The sequence below is a fragment of the Pseudomonas sp. LBUM1661 genome (genome assembly GCF_059695925.1).
Genome location: NZ_CP166794.1, coordinates 6,438,948 through 6,462,172, shown reverse-complemented (window position 1 = coordinate 6,462,172; position 23,225 = coordinate 6,438,948). Strand labels below are relative to the sequence as shown.

At 61.2% G+C, this 23,225-nt stretch carries 25 protein-coding genes; 10 read left to right on the top strand and 15 right to left on the bottom strand.

The window, feature by feature from the left end:
* Window positions 1–58 precede the first annotated feature (58 nt).
* The 3 genes from ACA057_RS29725 to ACA057_RS29715 all read right to left on the bottom strand — a co-directional run bounded on the left by ACA057_RS29725 (window position 59) and on the right by ACA057_RS29715 (window position 3,792).
* Complete coding sequence (locus ACA057_RS29725; protein WP_497344484.1) at window positions 59–1,654, bottom strand: GMC family oxidoreductase; 1,596 nt, start codon at window positions 1,652–1,654, stop codon at window positions 59–61.
* Window positions 1,655–1,789: 135 nt separating this feature from the next.
* The gene (locus tag ACA057_RS29720) at window positions 1,790–2,335 is read right to left on the bottom strand and encodes a twin-arginine translocation pathway signal protein (RefSeq protein WP_497344482.1); all 546 of its coding nucleotides are present in this window, start codon (window positions 2,333–2,335) and stop codon (window positions 1,790–1,792) included.
* A gap of 26 nt (window positions 2,336–2,361) precedes the next feature.
* Complete coding sequence (locus ACA057_RS29715) at window positions 2,362–3,792, bottom strand: coniferyl aldehyde dehydrogenase (protein WP_497344480.1); 1,431 nt, start codon at window positions 3,790–3,792, stop codon at window positions 2,362–2,364.
* A 144-nt stretch (window positions 3,793–3,936) separates the two neighbouring features.
* On the opposite strand from ACA057_RS29715, the gene ACA057_RS29710 reads away from it, so the two are divergent.
* Window positions 3,937–4,608 carry a TetR/AcrR family transcriptional regulator gene (locus ACA057_RS29710; protein ID WP_497344478.1) on the top strand — a complete coding sequence of 224 codons (672 nt, stop codon included), beginning with the start codon at window positions 3,937–3,939 and terminating at the stop codon, window positions 4,606–4,608.
* A gap of 45 nt (window positions 4,609–4,653) precedes the next feature.
* Complete coding sequence (locus tag ACA057_RS29705) at window positions 4,654–5,508, top strand: sulfurtransferase (protein ID WP_497344476.1); 855 nt, start codon at window positions 4,654–4,656, stop codon at window positions 5,506–5,508.
* A 25-nt stretch (window positions 5,509–5,533) separates the two neighbouring features.
* Here the strand turns inward: ACA057_RS29705 and ACA057_RS29700 are convergent, their stop codons facing one another.
* The 5 genes from ACA057_RS29700 to ACA057_RS29680 form a co-directional block, all read right to left on the bottom strand.
* Window positions 5,534–6,373, bottom strand: a complete 840-nt coding sequence (locus tag ACA057_RS29700; RefSeq protein WP_497344474.1) for an AraC family transcriptional regulator — start codon at window positions 6,371–6,373, stop codon at window positions 5,534–5,536.
* Window positions 6,363–7,376 (bottom strand): hydrolase, encoded by a 1,014-nt coding sequence (locus ACA057_RS29695; protein WP_497344472.1) that lies wholly within the window; start codon window positions 7,374–7,376, stop codon window positions 6,363–6,365. The genes ACA057_RS29700 and ACA057_RS29695 overlap by 11 nt, the downstream gene beginning before the upstream one ends.
* A gap of 63 nt (window positions 7,377–7,439) precedes the next feature.
* Entirely contained in the window at window positions 7,440–8,057 is a 618-nt protein-coding gene (rsmD, locus tag ACA057_RS29690; protein ID WP_497344470.1) for a 16S rRNA (guanine(966)-N(2))-methyltransferase RsmD, read from the bottom strand.
* Window positions 8,057–9,547: a M16 family metallopeptidase gene (locus tag ACA057_RS29685; protein WP_497344468.1), complete on the bottom strand. Its 1,491-nt coding sequence runs from the start codon at window positions 9,545–9,547 to the stop codon at window positions 8,057–8,059. The genes rsmD and ACA057_RS29685 overlap by 1 nt, the downstream gene beginning before the upstream one ends.
* Entirely contained in the window at window positions 9,540–10,895 is a 1,356-nt protein-coding gene (locus tag ACA057_RS29680; RefSeq protein WP_401354205.1) for a M16 family metallopeptidase, read from the bottom strand. The genes ACA057_RS29685 and ACA057_RS29680 overlap by 8 nt, the downstream gene beginning before the upstream one ends.
* Window positions 10,896–11,238: 343 nt before the next feature.
* Here ACA057_RS29680 and ftsY point away from each other — a divergent pair, with 343 nt between their 5' ends.
* The 4 genes from ftsY (at window position 11,239) to rpoH (ending at window position 15,435) form a co-directional block, all read left to right on the top strand.
* Window positions 11,239–12,780 carry a signal recognition particle-docking protein FtsY gene (ftsY, locus tag ACA057_RS29675; protein WP_497344466.1) on the top strand — a complete coding sequence of 514 codons (1,542 nt, stop codon included), beginning with the start codon at window positions 11,239–11,241 and terminating at the stop codon, window positions 12,778–12,780.
* Entirely contained in the window at window positions 12,777–13,448 is a 672-nt protein-coding gene (gene ftsE / locus ACA057_RS29670; RefSeq protein WP_010466809.1) for a cell division ATP-binding protein FtsE, read from the top strand. Before ftsY ends, ftsE begins: the two co-directional genes overlap by 4 nt.
* Window positions 13,445–14,467, top strand: a complete 1,023-nt coding sequence (gene ftsX, locus ACA057_RS29665; RefSeq protein ID WP_497344464.1) for a permease-like cell division protein FtsX — start codon at window positions 13,445–13,447, stop codon at window positions 14,465–14,467. The genes ftsE and ftsX overlap by 4 nt, the downstream gene beginning before the upstream one ends.
* Window positions 14,468–14,580: 113 nt before the next feature.
* Window positions 14,581–15,435 carry an RNA polymerase sigma factor RpoH gene (rpoH, locus tag ACA057_RS29660; RefSeq protein WP_007897890.1) on the top strand — a complete coding sequence of 285 codons (855 nt, stop codon included), beginning with the start codon at window positions 14,581–14,583 and terminating at the stop codon, window positions 15,433–15,435.
* A gap of 205 nt (window positions 15,436–15,640) precedes the next feature.
* Here the strand turns inward: rpoH and mtgA are convergent, their stop codons facing one another.
* Window positions 15,641–16,363 (bottom strand): monofunctional biosynthetic peptidoglycan transglycosylase, encoded by a 723-nt coding sequence (mtgA, locus tag ACA057_RS29655; RefSeq protein WP_497344462.1) that lies wholly within the window; start codon window positions 16,361–16,363, stop codon window positions 15,641–15,643.
* Between the two features lie 74 nt (window positions 16,364–16,437).
* On the opposite strand from mtgA, the gene ACA057_RS29650 reads away from it, so the two are divergent.
* The 4 genes from ACA057_RS29650 to trmB all read left to right on the top strand — a co-directional run bounded on the left by ACA057_RS29650 (window position 16,438) and on the right by trmB (window position 18,671).
* The gene (locus ACA057_RS29650; RefSeq protein ID WP_090178577.1) at window positions 16,438–16,809 is read left to right on the top strand and encodes a DUF423 domain-containing protein; all 372 of its coding nucleotides are present in this window, start codon (window positions 16,438–16,440) and stop codon (window positions 16,807–16,809) included.
* Window positions 16,810–16,880: 71 nt separating this feature from the next.
* Window positions 16,881–17,081 (top strand): sulfur carrier protein ThiS, encoded by a 201-nt coding sequence (gene thiS, locus ACA057_RS29645; RefSeq protein ID WP_161807490.1) that lies wholly within the window; start codon window positions 16,881–16,883, stop codon window positions 17,079–17,081.
* A 60-nt stretch (window positions 17,082–17,141) separates the two neighbouring features.
* Complete coding sequence (locus tag ACA057_RS29640; protein ID WP_008068101.1) at window positions 17,142–17,936, top strand: thiazole synthase; 795 nt, start codon at window positions 17,142–17,144, stop codon at window positions 17,934–17,936.
* Between the two features lie 9 nt (window positions 17,937–17,945).
* A complete protein-coding gene (trmB, locus tag ACA057_RS29635; RefSeq protein ID WP_497344459.1) occupies window positions 17,946–18,671 on the top strand; it encodes a tRNA (guanosine(46)-N7)-methyltransferase TrmB in 726 nt (241 codons plus the stop codon).
* Window positions 18,672–18,799: 128 nt separating this feature from the next.
* On the opposite strand, the gene ACA057_RS29630 is transcribed toward trmB, so the two are convergent.
* The 6 genes from ACA057_RS29630 to metX are packed head-to-tail and all read right to left on the bottom strand — an operon-like array spanning window position 18,800 to window position 23,190.
* Window positions 18,800–19,123 carry a DUF3392 domain-containing protein gene (locus ACA057_RS29630; protein WP_401354189.1) on the bottom strand — a complete coding sequence of 108 codons (324 nt, stop codon included), beginning with the start codon at window positions 19,121–19,123 and terminating at the stop codon, window positions 18,800–18,802.
* A 22-nt stretch (window positions 19,124–19,145) separates the two neighbouring features.
* Window positions 19,146–20,351, bottom strand: a complete 1,206-nt coding sequence (hemW, locus tag ACA057_RS29625) for a radical SAM family heme chaperone HemW (RefSeq protein ID WP_497344458.1) — start codon at window positions 20,349–20,351, stop codon at window positions 19,146–19,148.
* Window positions 20,348–20,944 (bottom strand): RdgB/HAM1 family non-canonical purine NTP pyrophosphatase, encoded by a 597-nt coding sequence (rdgB, locus tag ACA057_RS29620; protein ID WP_497344456.1) that lies wholly within the window; start codon window positions 20,942–20,944, stop codon window positions 20,348–20,350. Before rdgB ends, hemW begins: the two co-directional genes overlap by 4 nt.
* A complete protein-coding gene (locus tag ACA057_RS29615) occupies window positions 20,941–21,375 on the bottom strand; it encodes a DUF4426 domain-containing protein (protein ID WP_497344454.1) in 435 nt (144 codons plus the stop codon). Before ACA057_RS29615 ends, rdgB begins: the two co-directional genes overlap by 4 nt.
* A gap of 26 nt (window positions 21,376–21,401) precedes the next feature.
* Entirely contained in the window at window positions 21,402–22,022 is a 621-nt protein-coding gene (gene metW / locus ACA057_RS29610) for a methionine biosynthesis protein MetW (RefSeq protein WP_401354180.1), read from the bottom strand.
* A 25-nt stretch (window positions 22,023–22,047) separates the two neighbouring features.
* Window positions 22,048–23,190 (bottom strand): homoserine O-succinyltransferase MetX, encoded by a 1,143-nt coding sequence (gene metX, locus ACA057_RS29605; protein WP_497344452.1) that lies wholly within the window; start codon window positions 23,188–23,190, stop codon window positions 22,048–22,050.
* Between the last annotated feature and the right edge of the window lie 35 nt (window positions 23,191–23,225).

The following is a 23,225-nucleotide window of genomic DNA, read 5'->3' as shown; positions in this document are numbered from 1 at the left end:
CGGCCAAGTCGCCTTTTGGGTAAGAAAGCACTATAGACGATACGAATATTCTCCGTTTTCATGGATTTTTCAAACGTTCAGCCAAGGAAGTTGCCAATTGCGCCGTCAGCCCGTAGACCGACAATTGCGGGTTTGCGCCAATGCTGGTGGGGAACAGCGACCCGTCGTGAATCGACAGATTCGCCAACTGATGATACCGGCCGAGGCTGTCGGTCACGGCATTTTTCGGGTCTTCGCCCATCGCACAACCGCCCATCACGTGCGCACTGCCCAGGCGGGTGCGGTACAACTCAAGGCTCAAACCGTCGATCAGCGTGCGTGCTTCGGCCAGGGTTTTCACGTAGCGAGCATCAGCGTGCATCGGCATGACTGCATTGGCGCCACCGGCGAACTGGATCTCGGCCATGCTGTGGAACGCTCGGCGCAACCCGTCCCAGGCGTAGGGTGAAACCTGGTAATCGAGCACCGGTGTGCCATCTCCGCGCAGCTCCACGCTGCCGCCGGGGCTGTCCGGGTGAAAACCGTCTCGCAGCAAGGCCAGCATGGCGTGGGTGTGGGGCAAGTGTTCCATGTGTTGCGCGTTTTCCTTGCCGAAGCCACCCAGCAGGGTCGTGGCCAACGCCGGGTGTAGCGGCGGCACCTCCAATTTGTAGGACATCTTGCCGGTGGTGCCGTCCTGCCATTGGAAATGGTCGGAATAGATCGACTGCGGTGCGCCGTAGAACGGGTTGATCACCTCGTCAAACAGCCCGGCAGACATGTTGACCAAATGCAGGAAGGTCCGTTTTCCCAGCCGTTTGTGCGGATCGGGCGCCTCGGAGCGCAACAGCAGCGCCGGGCTGTTGATCCCGCCACCGGCCAGCACGTAATGCCGGGCCTTGACCGTAATGGTCTTGCCCGTGGGAGCGACGCAGCGCTCATCCATCGCTACGCATTGCAGGCCGGTCACTTTGCCGTCCTTGAGCGAGAGCTTTTCGGCGCGGGCCAGATAGAGCAGCTCACCACCCTTTTCCAGCGTCGCCGGAATGGTCGTCACCAGCATCGATTGCTTGGCGTTGGTCGGGCAACCCATGCCGCAGTAACCGAGGTTCCAGCAGCCACGCACGTTGCGCGGGATCACGTGCCAGGCATAGCCGAGTTTTTCGCAGCCTTTGCGGATCACATCGTTGTTGGCGTTGGGCGGGACCAACCACGGGGCGACGCCCAGGCGCTGTTCCATTTTCTCGAACCAGGGCGCCATCTCGGCCGGGGTGTGACCTTTGACGTTGTGCTCCTTGGCCCAGTGCTCGAGGGTCGGCTCTGGCGTGCGGAAGCTTGAAGTCCAGTTGATCAGCGTGGTGCCGCCCACCGCACGGCCCTGGAGGATGGTGATCGCGCCGTCCTTGCTCATGCGGCCGATGCCTTCCTGATAGAGGCTGGTGTAGGCCTGGTCTTCGAGCAGCTTGAAGTCGCTGCTGGTCTTGAGCGGGCCTTCCTCGATCAGCAACACCTTATAGCCGGCGGCGCTGAGAATTTCGGCGGTGGTTCCGCCGCCGGCACCGCTGCCGATGATCGCCACGTCCGCTTCGAGGGCCAGGTCCTGGGTCAGGTGCGAACCGTTGTAGGTTTTCCAGCCACGGGCCAGGCCTTCGCGGAACGGATCGGGTACGGGCATGTTCAGGCTCTCTTGTTGTTATGTTTTGGATGCAGTGGTGGGGCGACTGACGCCTTCGCGGGCAAGCCTTGCTCCTACAGAATCACCTCAACCCCTGTAGGAGCGAGGCTTGCCCGCGATAGGGTCGCCACGGTCTTAAACCGTTGGCGGCCCGGGATACCCGCAATGCGCCCACGATTCCGCGCGGCTGTACCAGGCCATCATCACCAGTTGCTGCAGCGAGCTGTGGCCCATGCGCAGCAGGCTCAGCGAGCTGTTTTCCCAGCGATCGAGAAAGTGTCGGACCTCATCGGGACTGGCGTTTTCCCAACTGCCCCAAATCCCGGTCAGTGGCCCGCGCGTCACGGCCATCCCCAGTACGTCGAACAATTGCTGGGTCAGCTTGAGCATTTCCGGCGACAGATGATTCAGCGCGATATCCAGGCAATGCAGGGTTTCTCCGACGGCCGACGGCATCTTTTCGGCCGCCACGGCGCCGTCGAGCATCACCGGGATCAACGCCCGCAGAAACAACAGGTCAGCGCTGCGCAGAATCGCAAAACCGCTGGCCGGGATGCTTGATGAGCAGCCGCTGAGGCTCGCGCCCAAACCGGCCGTGGCCAGAAATGCACTGGCGCCGAGGCTGAATTTAAGCAGGCCGCGCCGTGACAACGCGGGTGTATCGGACAGGCTTGGGCTCATTATTGTTATTACCCGAAGGGTGATCGTTAGCGGATAAACAGCTTCTGGATCAGTTTCTGAATGGCTTTGCCGTACGGCGGATAGATCAGCTTCGCGGCGTTGAAGCGCTGTTTGATCAGCACGCCTTTGGCCTTGCTGAAGGTCAGGAAACCTTCGTGGCCGTGGTAATGGCCCATGCCCGAGGCGCCGATGCCGCCGAATGGCATGTCGTCCTGCGCGACATGCAGCAGCGTGTCGTTCAGGCACACGCCACCGGAATGGGTTTCATGGAGCACGCGGTTTTGCTCGCGTTTGTCGTAGCCGAAGTAATACAGCGCCAGCGGGCGAGGGCGTTGGTTGATGTAGGCAAACGCCTGATCCAGGTCCTTGTATGGGACGATCGGCAGCAACGGGCCGAAGATTTCGTCCTGCATCACCGTCATGTCGTCGCTGACGTTGAGCAGCAGGCTATGACCCATGCGCCGGCCCTGACCCTGATCGAACAGCGGAATCAGCAGGGCGCCCTTGCTGGTGGCGTCGCTGAGGTAGCCGTTGAGTCGCGCCAGTTGTCGGTCATTGATGATGGCGGTGTAGTCCGGGTTGTCGGCCAGTGTCGGATAAAACCCGCGAACCGCCTGGCGATAGGCCTCGACGAAAGAACCGACGCGGTCTTCCGGCACCAGCACGTAGTCCGGGGCCACGCAGGTTTGCCCGGCGTTGAGGGTCTTGCCGAACGCGATGCGTTCGGCGGCATCCTTGAGCGGCACATCGCGTGAAACGATGGCCGGGGACTTGCCACCCAGTTCGAGGGTGACCGGCGTCAGGTTCTCGGCCGCCGCGCGCATCACATGCTTACCGATGCTGGTGGCGCCCGTGAACAGCAGGTGATCGAAACGCAAGCGGGAGAACGCCACGCCGATATCGGCCTCGCCGAGCACCACGCAGACCAGGTCCTGGGGAAAGATCCGGCCCAGCAGTTCCTTGAGCAATAAGCCGGTGGCGGGGGTGGACTCGCTGAGTTTAAGCATCACCCGATTGCCCGCCGACAACGCGCCTACCAATGGGCCGATGGCCAGGTACAGCGGGTAGTTCCACGGCACAATCACCCCGACCACACCCAGCGGTTGGTAAACGACTTTGGCCGAGGCGGGTTGGAAGGCGAGGCCGACCTTGCGCCGCGAAGCTTTCATCCAGCCTTTGAGGTGCTGGCTGGCGTAATGAATGCCGTGCAGGCTGGGCATCAGTTCGGCGAGCAGGGTTTCATCGGCACTGCGGTGGCTGAAGTCCTGGCTGATCGCCTCGATCAGTGGCTGGCGTTCATTGCTCAACATCTCCCGCAACGCTTTGAGCCATTGCTGGCGCTGGGCTGCCGGCGGCATCGGGTTGGCGGCATAGGCTGTGCGCTGGGCTTCGAACAGGGTTTGGAGTTCTTCCAGTGGCTGCTGCAGGTTTTGCAGGTAGGCGATGTCAGCAGTCATGGTAGGCTCCGGATTTATTATAATGGGGACTTTTTAGAGTCTATGCTCTAAAAAGTCAAATGGCATCCTGGCGCAGCTTTGTTTTATCCGTTCGCGGATAGGCCGTAAGATGCCGTCAACGCACTCTGAATTAAAGCCCAAGCCATGGCCCCCAGGATCAAAACCAGCGAGCGCATCGTGCAGAACAGCCTGGAGCTGTTCAATCAGCAGGGCGAGCGCAGCATCAGCACCAACCACATTGCTGCCCACATGGAAATTTCCCCGGGCAACCTGTACTACCACTTCCCTAACAAGCAGGCGATCATCGCCGTGCTGTTCAGTGAGTACGAAAGCCTGGTGGACAGCTTCCTGCGCCCACCCCAGGGCCGCGCCGCCACGGTTGAAGACAAGCGTTTCTACCTCCAGGAATTGCTGGCCGCGATGTGGCGCTACCGGTTTTTGCATCGCGATCTTGAGCACTTGCTCGACAGCGATCCGGAACTGGCCGCCCGCTATCGACGCTTTTCCCAGCGCTGCCTGATCCATGGCACGCACATCTACGCCGGCTTCGTCGAGGCCGGGATCCTGCAAATGGACAAGGTCCAGATCGAATCCCTGACCCTCAATGCCTGGATCATCCTCACGTCCTGGGTGCGCTTTCTGTGCACCACGCGGGAAAACTCCCGTCACCTGAGCGAACAGGCGATCAAACGTGGGGTGTATCAGGTGCTGGTGCTTGAAGCCGGGTTTGTCACGGATCAAGCGCGCGATGCGGTCAACGCGCTGTTCGAAGAGTTTTACGTGCCGTTGGCCCAGGCCCTGGAAGAAGTGGGATAGAAAGTGCAGTAGGATCAAGCATCGCCTTAATCACAGGAGCCCGTTATGCCCATAGCGCAATTGATCAGCCCGCAAGCGTTGGACTTGAAAAAGGACGCGCCCGGGCGGGTGATTCTGGATTGTCGTTTTGCCCTCGAAGACCCGGACTACGGTCAGCGCAGCTATGCCGAAGGGCATATCGCCGGGTCGAGCTTTGCCGATCTTGAGCGTGATTTGAGCGGGACCGTGGTCAAGGGCGTGACCGGGCGCCATCCGTTGCCTGAACCCGAAGACCTGATCGAGCGCCTGCAAGCCTGGGGCATCAACGCCGACAGCGAGGTGATTTTGTACGACGACGGTCCGGGTGCCTACGCGGCGCGGGCCTGGTGGCTGCTGGCCTGGCTGGGCAAGCGTGACGGCGTGTTCATCCTCGATGGCGGGCTCAAGGCCTGGCACGCGGCGGGTTTGCCGCTGAGCCTCGATGCGCCGCACATCGAACGTGGCACGTTTACCGGGACCCCGGACAACGCGCTGATCTTGAGTGCCGAACAGCTCGCACAACGTCTCAACCAGCCTGCGCTGACCTTGATCGATGCTCGTGCCTTGCCGCGCTTCAAGGGCGAAGTGGAGCCGATCGATCCGATTGCCGGGCATATTCCCGGTGCGCAATGTGCGGCGTTCACCGAAAACCTGGGCAGCGACGGGCGTTTTCTGCCGGCTGATCAGCTCAAGCAGCGCTTTGCGGCGAAGCTCGGTGACCGCTCGCCGAACGATCTGGTGGCGTATTGCGGCTCGGGTGTGACGGCTTGCCACAACCTGTTTGCCCTGTGCCTGGCGGGTTATCCGTTGGGCGCGTTGTATGCCGGGTCGTGGAGCGAGTGGATCAACGATCCCGCGCGCGGCATCGCCATCGGCGAATAAACACTGAACCAATGTGGGAGCGGCCTCAACTTCGGGGTAATTGCCGGGCACTGCGATACGCCCCCGGCCCAACCCCGTAAACCTGCTTGAACTGCCGGCTCAGATGACTCTGGTCGGCAAAGCCCAATTGCATGGCCACTTCCAGCGGTAAACAACCGCCCTGTAACAACGCCCGTGCCCGGGCGATACGCTGCTGCATCAGCCAGGTGTGCGGTGGCATGCCGGTGGCGCGGCGGAACACCCGGGCGAAGTGGAAGGGCGAGAGGTTCACCGCCGCCGCCAGTTCTTCCAGAGACGGTGGCGCCGCCAGTTGCGCATGCAGCAAGTCCTTGGCCAGGCTCACGGCGCGGTGTTCCTTGCCGGGTTTGCCGGCGATCGGTACGGCCGCGTGACGTTGTAGCAGCAACAGCATCATTTCCCGCCACACCGTTTGCTGTTGCAAGGCCGTCGACGGATTTTCCAGCAGGTGATGCAGTTGGCAGAAACCCTTCACCAGATCCGGGTCGCGATACAGCGTTGCGCCAAACATCGGCAAGTTGTCGGTCGGCAGTTCCAGTTCCGCCAGCAACGACAGAATCTGACTGCTGTCGGGGTAAAACGCCCGGTACAACCAACCGTCTTCCGTGCCTTTGTGGCCGGTGTGCAACTCATCGGGGTTGATCAGCACCAGCGTGCCGCTCCCCGCCAAATGCTCGGCCCCGCGATAGCGATAACGCTGGGCTCCGGCCATGATCATGCCGATCACATAGCCGTCATGCACATGGGGCGCGAAACGGTGCTCGATGTAGCGCGCCGACAATAATTCGACCCCGGCCAACGGCGCCGTTTGCCAGAAACGGATCGACTCGCCCTGGTCAGCGTCCATGGCCTGACTCGCGACGGGTGGCGGCCAGCCACTGCGGAATGCGCCGTTCCAGGTAGTAGCCCGGTTGTCGGAACGTGCCATCGACGAAGCCGACATGTCCGCCTTTGGCTTGCAGTTCAAATTGGGTGCAGGCGGACAGTTCGTCGGCGTGCGGCAGGCTGTGGGGAAAGACGAAAGGATCGTCTGCCGCCTGAATGATCAGCGTCGGCGTACGGATCTCGCCGAGGAAATAGCGACTCGAGGCGCGGCGATAATAATCCTCGGCGTCGACGAAACCGTTCAGCGGCGCCGTCACCCGGCCGTCGAAATCCCAGAACGTGCGCATGTTTTCCAGCGAACCCAACGCGGCCAATGCCGCCAGCCCATCCTCACGCCCGTCATGCTGGAACTGCCGCTGCTTGTTCTTGATGTAGGCCAGCATCTCGCGCATGAAGTGCGCCTGATAGACCTTGGAAAACCCCTGGCCAATGCGGTCGGCGCAGTGATCGAGGCGAAACGGCACCGACACCGCCACTGCACCGAGCACGCCACTGTCACTGCCGGTCTCGCCCAAATGCTTGAGCAGGACATTGCCGCCCAGGGAATAACCGACGGCATACAGCGGCGCCAATGGGCGTTTGGAACGCAGGTGTTTGATGGCTTCGGCGAGGTCTTCACTGGCACCAGAATGGTAGCTGCGCGCCAGCAGATTGGGTTCGCCCGAGCAGCCGCGCCAGTTCAATGCAACGCTCGCCCAGCCTTGGGCGCCCAGCGTTTTTTGTACGCCGGCCACATAAGGCGAATTCGATGAGCCGGTCAGGCCGTGCAGCACCAGCACCAACGGCGCATTGGCGCTGTGCGGGCCGTGCCAGTCGAGGTCGAGGAAGTCACCATCCTCAAGCCACAAGCGTTCTCGCTGACGTTCAATGTGTGTGGTTTTGCGCCATAGCGGTCCCCACAACGTCTGTAAGTGCGGGTTGCCGAGGCCGAAGGCGGGGGTGAAGCGTTCTGGCGGATGGGACACGATTACTCTCGATGCAGCGGCGCGCACCTCGGCTGAGGTGCGCGCCTTGTTCAGGCCGGTCGATTAACCGGCGATCTCTGCCATACGTTGCCACAACGAGTAGTAGACGCGCCCGGATTTCTGCTCACGGTGCAGGCGCCAGTTGCCTGGCAGGCCGAGGGTCGATGGCGCGTTTTCGCTTTCAGTGTAGATCCAGGCCTCGTCCGCCAGCCATTGACGCTCTTCCAGCAGCGCGCAGACGGCGGGCAGCAGGTTTTGGTTGAACGGCGGATCGAGGAACACCAGGTCGTAAGCGGAGGCAGTCTGGGTTTCCAGGTAGCGCAACGCATCGGCGGTCTGGATCTGACCGGTGGTGCAGCGCAACGTGCCCAGGTGTTCCTTGATGCTGGACACTGCGATGTTGCTGGCGTCCAGCGCCTGGCCCATCGCGGCGCCACGGGACAACGCCTCGAGGAACAACGCGCCGCTGCCGGCGAATGGATCAAGCACCTTGGCCCCGGCGATGTACGGCGCAAGCCAGTTGAACAGGGTTTCACGCACCCGGTCCGGCGTCGGGCGCAGGCCCGGCGCATCGGGGAAGCTCAGCTTTCGGCTGCGCCATTCACCACCGATGATGCGCAGTTGGTTCACACCGTTGTGTACGTTGTGAACGGGTTTTTTAGGACGCGATGGACTGGCCATTAATGCTCCGGAACCCCGAGTGGCTGCTCGGCAGGTTTATCAGATGGGGCCGGTAACGGCTTTTGCGGCACGGTCGGGCCAGCGCTGACGATGACCATTTTGTCCGTGCTCAAGTGTTTGTTCAGTGCGGTTCTGACTTGCTCGACGGTCAGGCTCTGGGACTGTTGCATGAAGTCTTCCAGATAGCTCAACGGCAGGTTGTAGAAACCCATGGCGCCGAGTTGACCGACGATATCGGCGTTGCTGGCGGTGGACAGCGGGAAGCTGCCGGCCAGTTCGCGCTTGGCGTCGTCGAGTTCTTTTTCGGTCGGGCCGGTTTTAAGGTAGTCGGCGAGCACGTCCTGCACCAGCTTCAAGGTGCCTTCGCTCATTTCGGCGCGGGTTTGCAGGTTGATCATGAACGGACCGCGCGCCTGCATCGGGGTGAAGCCCGAGTACACGCCATACGCCAAGCCACGCTTTTCACGCACTTCGCTCATCAGTCGAGTACCGAAACCACCGCCGCCGAGGATCTGGTTGCCCATGGACAGGGCGGCGTAGTCCGGATCGTCACGGTCGATGCCCAGTTGCGCAAGCATCAGGTTGGTCTGCTTGGACGGGAACTCGATGTGGCCGATGCTGGCTTTCGGTTCTTCCGGTTGCGCGAGTTTAGCCAGCGCCGGGCCTTTTGGCAGCGCGCTGGAGACTTGGGCGGCAATCGCTTCGGCCTCGGCACGGGACAGGTCGCCCACCAGTGCAATCACCACGTTGCCGGCGGCGTAGGCTTTCTCATGGAAGGCCCGCATTTGCGCCACGGTGATCGCTGGAACGGTTTTCGCCGTGCCGTCGCTGGAATGCGCGTAAGGGTGATCGCCGTACAAGCGGTTCATCAGTTCCAGGCTGGCCAGCTTGCCAGGGTTCTGCTTCTGGTATTCGAAGCCGGCGAGCATCTGGTTCTTGATGCGCGCGAACGAATCGGCCGGGAAGGTCGGTTTGCCGACCACTTCGGAGAACAGTTTCAGCGCCGGTTCACGTTTGTCCGCGGCGCTGAGGCTGCGCAGGGAAGCCAGCGCCATGTCCTTGAATGCGCCGTTGCTGAAGTCGGCTCCCAGCCCTTCGAACCCTTGGGCAATGGCGCCCACATCCTTGCCGGCCACCCCTTCGTTGAGCATGGCGTTGGTCAGCAGGGCCAGGCCCGGTGCATCGCCGTCCTGGCTGCTGCCGGCGGCGAAGATCAGGCGCAGATCGAACATCGGCAGCTCGCGAGCTTCGACGAACAACACTTTCGCGCCTTCGGCGGTGTTCCAGCTCTGTACGTCCAGGCTGCGACGGCTCGGCGCTTTGCCGTCGAGTTCTGCCAGCGATTGCAGCTTCTGGCTGGCCTTGGCCTTGTCGAGGGCTTCGCTGGCCTTGGAATCGTCGCTTTTCGACAGATAGAAGGCAGCGGAGCCGATCAGTGCGACAGCGATCAGGCCGATCAGGGCCAGACGTGGTTTTTTACGCTCACTCATGAGTCGTCTCCAGTGGCAGTACATGGGCGACGCTGAGACGTTCGCGGGTGAAATACAGCTTGGCGGCGTTCTGGATGTCTTGCGGGGTCACGCTTTCCAGTTCGGCGAGTTCGGTGTCCATCAGTTTCCAGGACAGGCCGACGGTTTCCAGTTGGCCGATCGCGGTGGCCTGGCTGGTGATCGAGTCACGCTCGTAGACCAGGCCGGCAATGACCTGCGCGCGCACGCGTTCCAGTTCTTCGGCGGACGGCGCGGTGGTTTTCAGCTGTTCCAGCAGCTTCCACAGACCGGCTTCGGCCTGCGCCATGGTTTTCTTCTTCTGGGTGTTCGGTGTCGCCGACAGGGTGAACAGACTGTCGCCACGGGTGTAGGCGTCGTAGCTCGACGAGCCACCGGACACCAGCTCTTCGCCGCGCTCCAGTTGCGTCGGGATGCGTCCGCTGTAGCCGCCGTCAAGCAGGGCCGAGATCAGGCGCAAGGCGTGCACCGGGCGCTTGTCTTCAGCGGTGGCGATGCTCGGCACGTTGAAGGCCAGCATCAGGCTTGGCAGTTGGGTCTGTACGTGCAGGGTGATCTGCCGTTCGCCGGGCTCGGCCAGTTCCACCGGGATTTTCGCGGGCGGTACGTCACGCTTGGCGATCGGGCCAAAGTAGCGCTGGGCCAGGGTTTTGACTTCGTCCGGGGTCACGTCGCCGACCACCACCAGGGTCGCGTTGTTCGGCACGTACCAGGATTCATACCAGTGGCGCAGTTCCTCGACCTTCATGCGGTCCAGGTCAGCCATCCAGCCGATGGTTGGCGTGTGGTAGCCGCTGGCCGGGTAGGCCATGGCCTTGAAGCGTTCGTAGGCCTTGGACATCGGCTTGTCGTCCGTGCGCAGGCGACGCTCTTCTTTAATGACTTCGATTTCGCGAGCGAACTCGTCAGGTGGCAGGCGCAGGCTGGCCATGCGGTCGGCTTCCAGCTCGAAGGCCACGCCCAGGCGATCACGGGCCAGCACCTGGTAGTAAGCGGTGAAGTCGTCGCTGGTGAAGGCGTTCTCTTCGGCGCCGAGGTCGCGCAGGATCAGCGACGCTTCGCCGGGCCCGACTTTCTCGCTGCCCTTGAACATCATGTGTTCCAGGGCGTGGGACAAACCGGTCTGGCCCGGGGTCTCGTAGCTGGAGCCGACCTTGTACCAGACCTGGGAAACCACCACCGGCGCCCGATGGTCTTCGCGCACGACGACCTTCAAGCCGTTATCGAGGGTGAATTCGTGGGTGGGTTGTGGATCGGCAGCCAGGGCCGAGAGGGGCAGACAAACTGTGCTGAGCAGCAGGCCTGCAGCGCGGCGGGCTAAAGCATTCATTCGTTTTTAAACCTTTGGGGCTGCCCGCTTGGTCTTAGCGTCGGCGGGCGAGAGGGTGCTAGGATACTGATCCGTTTTACTGGCGGCCACGCCTATCAGGCCTTTGCGTTTGATCAGGTTGAATGGGTTTGCGGCAGAAAGCTGTGGTTTATCAACTAAACTCTGCTTTTTCGCCGATTTTGCCGCTCCAGTCCTTCGTGAAATCGTTTTTGCAGGGTGCCGTTTGCACTCCGACAAAATGTTGCGCGTGAACAAGCTGGGTCAATCGCAGTCTGTTCTGCATCGAATATTTATTTGCCGAGGCGCCTGTTGGCGCGTCGCTACCGTGAGATAGCCGTCCTCCATGTTTGGTTCCAACGACGACAAGAAGAACCCAGCTGCGGCTGGCGAGAAGAAAAGCCTGTTCGGATGGCTGCGCAAAAAGCCGCAGGAACCCGTCGTCGAACAGCCACAGCCACTTCCTGAGCCAGTCCCGGCGCCGGTAATAGAAGAAGAGCCGGCACCGATTGTCATGCCGATCGCCGAGCCGGTGTTGCAACCGCGGGTCGAGGCTGAACCCGATGTGATCGCCGAAGCCGTGACCCAGGCGCCGCTGACCCCTGTCGCCGAGCCATGGCTGACCTTGCCGGTGGCGGAAGAGCCGGTGGCATTGGTCGAAGATGAGCTGGCGCCGCACGTTACGCCACCGATCCCCGCCCCGACGGCGTTCAGCCCTGAGCCGGTTCGGCCGCCAGTGGTTGAACCGGTGGTCGCACCGGTGGTTGTGGCCGAGCCAGCGCCGGTTGTTCCGGAGCCAGTGGCTCCTGCGTTTGTTGCTCCGGTTGCTCCCACTGCCCCAGTTGTTCAAGCGCCCGAGCCTGCACCTGCACCTGCACCGGTCATCGCTCCGGTTGTTGCCGCGCCTGTCGCTCCCGTCGAAACCCCGGTCGAGCCTGCGCGCACCGAAGAAACCAAAGCCGGTTTCTTCGCCCGCCTCAAGCAAGGCCTGTCCAAGACCAGCGCCAGTATCGGCGAAGGCATGGCCAGCCTGTTCCTGGGCAAGAAGATCATCGATGACGAGCTGCTCGAAGACATCGAAACCCGTCTGCTGACCGCCGACGTGGGCGTCGAAGCCACGTCCGTGATCATTCAGCGCCTGACGCAGAAAGTCGCCCGTAAAGAACTGGCCGATGCCGATGCGCTCTACAAGTCCCTGCAAGCCGAGCTGGCGGCTATGCTCAAGCCCGTCGAGCAACCACTGAAAATCACCTCGCAGAACAAGCCGTTCGTGATTCTGGTGGTTGGCGTCAACGGCGCCGGCAAGACCACCACCATCGGCAAGCTGGCGAAGAAGCTGCAGCTCGAAGGCAAGAAAGTCATGCTCGCGGCCGGTGATACCTTCCGTGCCGCCGCAGTCGAGCAATTGCAGGTCTGGGGCGAGCGCAACAAGATCCCGGTCATCGCCCAGCACACCGGCGCCGACTCGGCTTCGGTTATCTTCGACGCCGTGCAAGCCGCCAAGGCCCGTGGCATCGATGTGCTGATCGCCGACACCGCCGGTCGCCTGCACACCAAAGACAACCTGATGGAAGAACTGAAAAAGGTCCGCCGGGTCATCAGTAAGCTCGACGCCGACGCACCGCACGAGGTGCTGTTGGTGCTCGATGCCGGTACAGGGCAGAACGCGATCAACCAGGCCAAACAGTTCAACCAGACCGTCGAACTGACCGGCCTGGCGCTGACCAAGCTTGACGGCACCGCCAAGGGCGGGGTGATTTTCGCCCTGGCCAAGCAGTTTGGCTTGCCGATTCGCTACATCGGCGTCGGTGAAGGCATCGATGACTTGCGTACTTTTGAAGCAGAACCCTTTGTCCAGGCACTGTTTGCCGAGCGGGAGCGTTCATGATTCGTTTCGAACAGGTCGGTAAACGCTACCCGAACGGTCACGTCGGCTTGCATGAGCTGAGCTTTCGAGTCCGTCGGGGCGAATTCTTGTTTGTCACCGGCCATTCCGGCGCCGGTAAAAGCACCTTGTTGCGGCTGCTGCTGGCGATGGAGCGTCCGACCACCGGCAAATTGCTGCTGGCCGGCCAGGACCTCGCCACCATCAGCAACGCGCAGATTCCTTATCTGCGCCGGCAAATCGGTGTGGTGTTCCAGAATCACCAGTTGCTGTTCGATCGCACGGTGTTCAACAACGTCGCGCTGCCGCTGCAGATCCTCGGCCTGTCGAAGGCCGAGATCGTCAAGCGTGTGGACTCGGCCCTGGAGCGCGTGGCGCTCTCGGACAAGACCGATCTGTACCCCGGCGACCTGTCCACCGGTCAGCAACAGCGCGTCGGCATCGCCCGCGCCATCGTTCACCGCCCGGCCTTGCTGCTGGCAGACGAACCGACCGGTAACCTCGACCCGCGCCTGGCCGCCGAAATCATGGGCGTGTTCGAAGACATCAACCGCCTGGGCACCAGCGTGCTGATCGCCAGTCACGACCTGGCACTGATCGCCCGTATGCGTCACCGCATGTTGACCCTGCAACGCGGCCGATTGATCGGCGACGGGGAGGCCGGCGTATGAGTGCGACACGCAGCCCCAAGGTGTCCGAGCGCGTAGCGCCGAAGGCCGCCGATCCGCAGCCGCAGAAGAAAAAACGCGACGATGACGACGGTCCGGACTTCGCCACGTTGTTCCGCGCCTGGGTCGAAAGCCATCGCGCCAGTCTGGTCGACAGCTTGCGCCGCCTGGGCAAGCAACCCATCGGCAGCTTTTTCACCTGCATGGTGATGGCGGTTGCACTGAGCTTGCCCATGGGCCTGTCACTTTTGCTAAGTAACGTCGAGCGTCTCGGCGGATCCTGGCAGCGTGCGGCGCAGATTTCCCTGTACCTGCAAATCGAAGCCAGCCCTGCTGAAGGCGAGGCGCTGCGCGAGCAGATCAAAGGCATGCCGGGTGTCGCGGAGGCTGAATACGTCGGCCGCGATCAGGCACTGGAAGAGTTCCAGCAGCAGTCCGGTCTGGGCGAGGCGCTTAAGGAGTTGCCGGAAAACCCGCTGCCGGGCGTGGTCCTGGTGACGCCGAACGAGGTCGACAAGCCGGCCCTTGAAGCATTAAGACAAAAACTTTCCGAGTTGCCGAAGGTGCAACAGGCTCAACTTGATCTAGTCTGGGTCGAGCGTCTGGCCGCCATCCTCAAGCTGGGCGACCGTTTTGTCTTCGGTCTGACCGTGCTGCTGGTTTCTGCATTACTTTTGGTGATAGGCAATACCATTCGTCTTCATATTGAAAACCGCCGCACAGAGATAGAAGTGATTAAACTCGTGGGCGGCACTGACAGCTATGTGCGCAGGCCTTTTCTGTACATGGGCGCGCTATATGGCTTTGGTGCGGGGATACTTTCCTGGGGTGTATTGGCGTTTGGCCTGGATTGGCTGAACGATGCAGTGGTTGGCCTGGCCGGTTTGTACGGCAGTGATTTTGCGCTGGCTGGTGTGCCAGTTGCCGATGGTCTGTCGCTCTTGCTTGGCGCGGTGCTGTTGGGGTATATCGGTGCATGGATTGCAGTCGCTCGCCACCTGCGGGAGCTTGCACCCAAGTAATGTCATTTTGCTCGTATTGACCTTTCAGCGTTTTTGGGAACTTGTCTATCGGTTTCCGGTCAATTTTCGCAGTGCTGAACTGCACGAGTTATGTAAGTCGGAGGTTTTTTCGTATGACCAATTCTTTGCAACCTGCATATGCTCTGGTCCCGGGTGCGAACCTGGAGGCCTATGTGCACACCGTGAACAGCATTCCATTGCTGACGCCGGAGCAGGAGCGTGAACTGGCCGAGAGTCTCTATTATGAGCAGGATTTGGGGGCGGCTCGGCAGATGGTGCTCGCCCACCTGCGTTTTGTTGTACATATCGCCCGTAGCTATTCCGGCTACGGTCTGGCTCAGGCTGACCTGATCCAGGAAGGCAACGTCGGCCTGATGAAGGCAGTGAAGCGCTTCAACCCGGAAATGGGCGTGCGTCTGGTTTCGTTCGCCGTGCACTGGATCAAGGCGGAAATCCACGAGTTCATCCTGCGCAACTGGCGCATTGTGAAAGTCGCGACCACCAAGGCCCAGCGCAAGCTGTTCTTCAACCTGCGCAGCCAGAAGAAACGTCTGGCGTGGCTGAACAACGAGGAAGTCCACCGTGTGGCGGAAAGCCTTGGCGTAGAGCCGCGGGAAGTGCGCGAGATGGAAAGTCGCCTGACCGGCCATGACATGGCCTTCGACCCGGCCGCGGAAGCGGACGACGACAGTGCTTTCCAGTCGCCGGCCAACTATCTGGAAGACCACCGGTACGACCCGGCCCGTCAACTGGAAGATGCCGATTGGAGCGACAACTCCAACCACAACCTGCACGAAGCGCTGGAAGTGCTGGACGACCGCAGCCGTGACATCCTCTACCAGCGCTGGCTGGCAGAAGAAAAAGCCACGCTGCACGACCTGGCGCAGAAGTACAACGTGTCGGCCGAGCGTATTCGTCAGCTCGAGAAGAGCGCGATGAACAAGCTCAAGTTGTCGATCGCCGCTTAACTGGCGCCTTGGCAATAAAAAACGCCCCGATCATTGATCGGGGCGTTTTTGTATGTGCTGAGTTTCTAGCTTCACCTTGGCCCCTGTGGGAGCGGGCTTGCCCGCGATAGCGGTGTGTCTGTGACTGTTGTGTTGACTGACACAACGCCTTCGCGGGCAAGCCCGCTCCCACAGGGATCTTCAGCGTTCAGAAAGTAGTGTTCAACTATTGAGCCCAAGGCGCCCGGCGCGAATCATTGATGCCAACCAGATAGCTATCGCCCCCCAATTGACTCATCTGCTGCCGAATCCACCCGGCCCGTCGCGCAACATAGTTGGTGGGATGACTCGCACTCCAAACCCGCGGGTTCGGTAACACGGCGGCCAGCAGGCTCGATTGTTGACGGCTGAGTCCTTTAGCGCTCACACCAAAGTGATGCCGGGCCGCCGCTTCCGCGCCAAACACCCCGTCATCCCACTCGACGCTGTTCAGGTACACCTCAAGAATCCGCTGCTTGGGCCAGAGTACCTCGATCAACCCGGTGAACCAGGCTTCCAGGCCTTTACGCAGCCAGCTGCGCCCGGACCACAAAAACAAATTCTTCGAGACTTGTTGGCTCAGGGTGCTGGCACCACGAATAGAACCACCGAGTTCGTTATGGGCCAAGGCTTTCTGGATCGCCCCAAAGTCAAAACCCCAATGCTCCGGGAATTTCTGATCCTCGCCCGCAATCACCGCGAGTTTCAAGTCGTCAGAGATCTCATCCCAAGGCTTCCAGGTGCGTTGCAAGTCGATGGGCTCGCCGTCGAACCAGGATTCGACCTTGCGCTCGACCATCAGCGCCGTTCCCGGTGGCGGGACCACGCGAAAGATCAGAACCAGCAATACGCTGCCGCCCGCGAACCAGAGCAGGGCCTTTGTGAATCGTCGCAAAAATATACGCAGCATAGAGATGGCTTGGCCGAACCCGTTGAGCGGGCCATTATACAGACCCTGTGGATCGAGACTGACTGGAGTTCTTCATGCTGCGTGGCTTTCTGATGCTGGCCGCTTTTTTCGGCTTCACCGGTGTTGCCCTGGGGGCGTTCGCCGCCCATGGCTTGAAAAACCGCCTGACGCCCGAGTACCTGGCGATTTTTCATACCGGCGTCACCTATCAGCTGGTGCACACCCTGGCGCTGCTGGGCGTCGCGCTGTTGGCCACGCAGATTCCCGGTCGATTGATCACCTGGGCTGGCGCATCCTTTGCCATTGGCATTCTGCTGTTTTCCGGCAGTTTGTACCTGCTGACCATCACCGGCGTCAGCAAGCTTGGCATCGTCACGCCTTTCGGTGGTCTTGCGTTCCTCGCGGGCTGGATTTGCTTGGGGCTTGCCGCTTGGCGCTTGGGCTGACTTAAGGGCTTGGGTCGTCAAGACTGATCGGGCTAGAATGCCAGCCCCTAAAAATGATGGCGGCATTCGGTATGCGCATTCAGTTGAACGGCGAATCCCTTGAACTGCCCGACGGTGAAACCGTTGCGGCCCTGCTGACCCGTCTGGAATTGACCGGACGCCGGGTGGCGGTCGAACTCAATCTGGATATCGTCCCGCGCAGCCAGCACGCTGACACCACGCTAAACGACGGCGATTGCGTCGAAGTGGTACACGCCATCGGCGGCGGCTAGCCGCGCGGCCCGCAAGGGCACAGAATTCTGCAAGAACCTCACCCCTACAGAGGATTTCCCATGAGCATCGTTCGTAGCGACAAGCCCTTCGTCCTGGCCGGTCGTACTTACCAGTCGCGTTTGCTGGTAGGTACCGGCAAGTACCGCGACATGGAAGAAACCCGCCTGGCCATCGAAGCCTCGGGTGCCGAGATCGTCACTTTCGCCGTGCGCCGTACCAACCTCGGCCAGAACCCGGGCGAACCGAACCTGCTCGAAGTCCTGTCGCCGGATCGCTACACTTTCCTGCCGAACACCGCCGGTTGCTTCGACGCGACCGAGGCTGTGCGTACTTGCCGCCTGGCCCGTGAGCTGCTCGGCGGCCACAATCTGGTGAAGCTGGAAGTACTGGCCGACCAGAAAACCCTGTTCCCCAACGTGATCGAAACCCTCAAGGCCGCCGAAGTGCTGGTCAAGGAAGGCTTCGACGTAATGGTTTACACCAGTGATGACCCGATCATCGCCCGTCAACTGGCGGAAATCGGCGTTATCGCGGTCATGCCGCTGGCCGGTCTGATCGGCACGGGCCTGGGGATCTGCAACCCGTACAACCTGCAGATCATCCTCGAAGAAGCCAAGATTCCGGTGCTGGTGGATGCCGGTGTCGGTACCGCTTCCGACGCCACCATTGCTATGGAATTGGGCTGTGAAGCGGTGCTGATGAACTCGGCCATCGCCCATGCCCAGCAACCGATCATGATGGCTGAAGCCATGAAACACGCCATCGTCGCGGGCCGCCTGGCCTACCTCGCCGGCCGCATGCCGAAAAAACTCTATGCCAGCGCCTCCTCGCCGCTGGATGGTCTGATCAAGTAAGAGCCATTGATGACTGAATCAAACGACACGCCTATCCAGACGGAAGAAGGCGACGAGCGCCAACACCGCCGCATCAAGAGTTTCGTGATGCGCGCCGGACGCATGACCGAAGGCCAGCAACGCGGTCTGGAGCAAGGCACGCCGCTGTTCGTGCTGCCGCTGGCCGATGCGCCGGTGGACTTCGATCAGGTGTTCGGCCGTTCGGCGCCGCGTTCCCTGGAAATCGGTTTCGGCATGGGCCATTCGCTGCTGGAAATGGCCGCGGCTTCGCCGGAGCAGGATTTCATCGGCGTGGAAGTGCATCGTCCGGGTGTGGGCGCGCTGCTCAATGGCGTGCTGACTCAAGGCCTGACCAACTTGCGGGTCTATGATTGCGATGCGATCGAAGTGCTCAACCACTGCGTCGCTGATAACAGCCTCGATCGCCTGATGCTGTTTTTCCCGGACCCGTGGCACAAGAGCCGCCACCACAAGCGTCGTATCGTTCAGGCGTCATTCGCTGAACTGGTGCGCAGCAAGTTGAAGGTCGGCGGTGTGCTGCACATGGCCACCGACTGGGAACCGTACGCCGAGTACATGCTGGAAGTGATGAACGTCGCGCCGGGTTATCGCAACCTGGCCGAAGACGGCAAATGCGTCCCACGCCCGGCCGAGCGCCCGATCACCAAGTTCGAACGCCGCGGCGAACGGCTTGGGCATGGCGTGTGGGACCTGAAATTCGAAAAGCAGTCCTAAACGGTAATACCAAAACCTGTGGGAGCGGGCTTGCCCGCGATGGGGCCATAACATTCAACATCTATGTTGACTGTTAGACAGCTATCGCGGGCAAGCCCGCTCCCACAATGTTTTGTATGTGCTCAGATTCAGCGGCGGTCGGCGACGACGCCGATCAGCACCAGTACCACCAGCAACACCGGTGCCAGGCTGTAGTTGTTGAACTGGCTCAGGCCTTTGATGACCCATGGGGTGGCGTAGATCAGCGCCACGCCGCTGCCGATCATGCACAGCAGGGCCATCAGCGGGACGCGCAAGGCGCCGGCGATGCTGCCCAGGCGTGCGTCGACCCAGCCTTTGATATCCGCGCCAAACAGCACCAGCAGACAGCCCACCAGCGCCAGGGCAATTTCCGACAGGTTGCTGCGGCTCCAGCGGGAGGCGGTGGCGAGCAGGTCGAGTATCAAATCCATTCATTTTCCCTTAAGGCTGAAATCAGCTCAGAAATGTCTGCAGCAAATCGTTGAGAAAGAGTTGTCCGCGCTCGGTGGCCACCAGACGTGACGGTTCGACCTGCAACAAGCCACTTTGTTCGGCTTCGAGGCGGCCTTCGGCAAGGCTTTCCAGGCTCAGCCCGGTACGCTCCGGGTACAGGCGCGATTCGACGCCTTCAGTCAGGCGCAAGGCGTTCATCAGGAACTCGAACGGCATCTCTTCGTTGGTCAGGGCTTTCTCGCCGGCCTTGAAGCTTTTGGCCGGGTTGAGGTAATCCTTCGGCAGTCGCGTCTTCCAGGTGCGTACGATGCGCCCGTCCGGGTGACTGAGCTTGCCGTGGGCGCCGGCGCCGATGCCGATGAAGTCGCCGAAACTCCAGTAATTGAGGTTATGCCGCGCCGGGCGACCGGGCTGGGCGTAGGCCGAGACTTCGTATTGCACGTAACCGTGTTCGGCCAGCAGCGCCTGACCGGCTTCCTGAATGTCCCACAGCATGTCGTCTTCCGGCAGCGTCGGCGGCTGGTTCCAGAACACCGTGTTCGGTTCCAGGGTCAGCTGATACCAGGACAAGTGCGTCGGCTTCAGGGCGATGGCCTGGCGCAGGTCGCTCAAGGCGTCGTCCAGGGACTGATCGGGCAAACCGTGCATTAGGTCGAGGTTGAAGTTGTCGAACCCGGCCTGTCGGGCCATGCCGGCCGCACGCACCGCTTCGTCACCGTTGTGGATTCGGCCGAGGGCCTTGAGTTTCTCTTCCTGAAAGCTCTGGATGCCGATCGACAGGCGATTGATGCCCAGCTTGCGGTAAGCGACGAATTTCTCCTGCTCGAACGTCCCCGGATTGGCTTCCAGGGTGATTTCGATGTCGCTGGCAAACGGGATGCGTTGCTCGACGCCCTTGAGCAAGCGGCCCAACGCCTCGGCGCTGAACAGGCTCGGCGTGCCGCCACCAAAGAAGATCGAGCTCAATTCACGACCATAGACGGCGTGCAGGTCTTGATCGAGATCGGCGAGCAGCGCGTCTACATACTCTTCTTCCGGCAGCACAGGGCTGGCGGTGTGGGAGTTGAAGTCGCAATAAGGGCATTTGCGCACGCACCACGGGATGTGGATGTACAACGCCAGGGGCGGCAGCACAGGCAGGGCGGCCCGAGGCGATTGTGCGGCGCCACCGAAAATCAGTGGCGACGCGGACGATTCATGGGTCATTTCAAGCCCAGACGCTGGCGCAGCAGATCCATTGCACGGGCGCGGTGGCTGATGAGGTTTTTGTCACTCGGGCTTAATTCGGCGCTGGAGCAATCGCGCTCCGGCACCCAGAACAGCGGGTCATAGCCAAAACCGTGTTCGCCGCTGGCCTGGGTCAGGATGCGCCCGTGCCACAGGCCTTCGCAGAGGATCGGCAACGGATCATCGGCGTGACGCACCAGTGCCAATACACAAACGAACTGCGCGCCGCGCTCGGCTTCCGGCACGTCTTTCAACACGTCGAGCAGCTTGGCGTTGTTCGCCGCGTCACCCTTGCCGTCGGCGTAGCGGGCCGAGTAGATGCCCGGCGCACCGCCAAGGAAATCCACCGCCAGGCCCGAATCGTCGGCCAGTGCCGGCAGGCCGGAAATGCGCGCGGCATTGCGGGCCTTGAGGATGGCGTTTTCGACGAACGACAGGCCGGTTTCTTCAGGCTCGACACTGCTGAACTCGCCGATCGAGCGCAGTTGCACCGATTCGCCGAGCATGGCCTGGAGTTCCTTGAGTTTGCCGGCGTTGTGGCTGGCCAGTACGAGTTGCGTGAAATTGATCATTCGCCGGGGAAGAGCTCTTGGTTGAAATTGATGGTGTTGGTTTTATCGCCGTTCTTCACGTTGATCTGGAAGGTCCGGGTTTCCTGCTGATCGACCGGGTATTGCGCGATGTAGTAGACAGCGCCCTGTTCGGTGATCTGTTTGAATTTCAACGAGACGCTTTGGCTGGTGAGGTCTTTGACCGTGCCGTTGATTTCCGCGGTCTGAGGCTTGCCATCCTTGAGCACGGAGACGTTGATCACACCCTGGTTCTTGCTGCGTGTCAGCCCGGCCGCTTTGGCGATGTCGGGTGTCAGGAAGGTGGAGTTGAAGGTGTTGTAATGCACCGTCACGTCGCCAAAGGTTTCCTTGCGTTCGCCCTTGATGACGTCGGCGGCCATGGCGGTGACGCTCAGGCAGGCAGTAAGTAAAAACAGCGCTAGACGACCCATGTTCGTTCTCCTCGAAGTGTCGCTGTTCAAACCGCGACCTTGTGGTCTTGCAGCCCGGGGCTGCTGACGCGGTAAATGCCGATTTCACCTAATAGATTAGGCCATAGCTTACTGGCCCACCCGTGGCGGTGCTGTTGATCCACGGCAAGCCGATCAATGACCTTGGCTTCACGTTCGCGGCACAACGCTTCAAAGTCCGCGAAGGTGCAGAAGTGGATGTTCGGCGTGTTGTACCACGTGTAGGGCAGGAAATCGGAAACCGGCATCCGGCCCTTGCTCGCCAGGTACCAGCGGCAGCGCCAGTGACCGAAATTGGGGAAGGTGATGATGCACTGGCGGCCGACGCGCAGCATCTCGTCGAGGATCTTGTCCGGGTAATGCACGGCTTGCAGCGCCTGGGTCATGACTACGACGTCAAAGCTGTTGCTGGCAAAGTTGCCCAGGCCCTTGTCCAGGTCCTGCTCGATGACGTTGATGCCCTTGGCCACGCACTCGGCGATGTTGTCCGGGTCGTTTTCCAGGCCGTAGCCGGTGACTTGCTTGTTGTCACGCAGCCAGGTCAGCAACTCGCCGTCACCGCAGCCGAGGTCGAGCACGCGGCTGCCGGCGGGGATCCATTCCTGGATGATTTCCAGATCAGCTCTCATGGCTTTCTCCCCAAGTGATAACGGCTCATATAAGCGTAATTCGGTTCATGTAGTTGCGAAAAGCCTGCAAGTAGCGCGGGATCGGAATCAGGAAGGCGTCGTGGCCTTGCGGAGCGTCGATCTCCAGGTAGCAGACATCTTTCTTGGCCGCCATCAGCGCGTCCACCAGTTCCCGCGAGCGGGCAGGGGAGAAGCGCCAGTCGGTGGTGAAGGACATCACGCAGAACTTGGCCGTGGCGCCGGCGAAGGTTTTCGCCAGGTCATCGTCGAAGTTCGCTGCCGGGTCGAAGTAGTCCAGCGCCTTGGTCATCAGCAGGTAGGTGTTGGCGTCGAAACGCCCGGAGAACTCTTCGCCCTGATAACGCAGGTAGCTTTCAACCTGGAACTCGACGCTGTGGAAGTCGTAATTGAGCTTTTCGCTTTTGAGGCCACGACCGAATTTTTCGCCCATGGAGTCGTCGGACAGGTACGTGATGTGCCCGACCATCCGCGCCAGCATCAGCCCGCGCTTGGGGATCACCCCGGCTTCCTGGAACGAACCGCCGTGGAACTCGGGGTCGGTGAGGATCGCCTGGCGCGCCACTTCGTTGAAGGCGATGTTCTGCGCCGACAATTTGGGGGCCGAGGCGATGGCCAGGCAATGACGAATGCGTTCCGGGTAGGTGATGCTCCACTGCATCGCCTGCATGCCGCCGAGGCTACCGCCGATGACCGCAGCCCATTGGCCGATGCCGAGCAGGTCCGCCAGGCGCGCCTGGCTGTGTACCCAGTCTTCCACGGTCAGCACCGGGAAGTCGGCACCGAAGGGCTTGCCGGTTTCCGGGTTGATGCTGCTCGGGCCGGTGGAGCCGTTGCAACCGCCGAGGTTGTTCAGGCTGACCACGAAGAACTTGCTGGTGTCGATGGGCTTGCCGGGGCCGATGCAGCTGTCCCACCAGCCGGGTTTGCGGTCGTCGGGGCTGTGGAAGCCGGCCGCGTGGTGGTGACCGGACAAGGCGTGGCAGATCAGCACGGCGTTGCTCGCCGTGGCGTTCAGCGTGCCGTAGGTTTCGTAAATCAGGTCATACGCTGGGAGCGAACGGCCGCAGGCCAGAGCCAGGGGTTCGCTGAAGTGCGCCACTTGCGGCGTCACCAGACCAACAGAATCGGGGGGAAAGGCAGTTGGCATCGACCCTGCTCTCGTTGAAATGAGGCGTAAGTCTA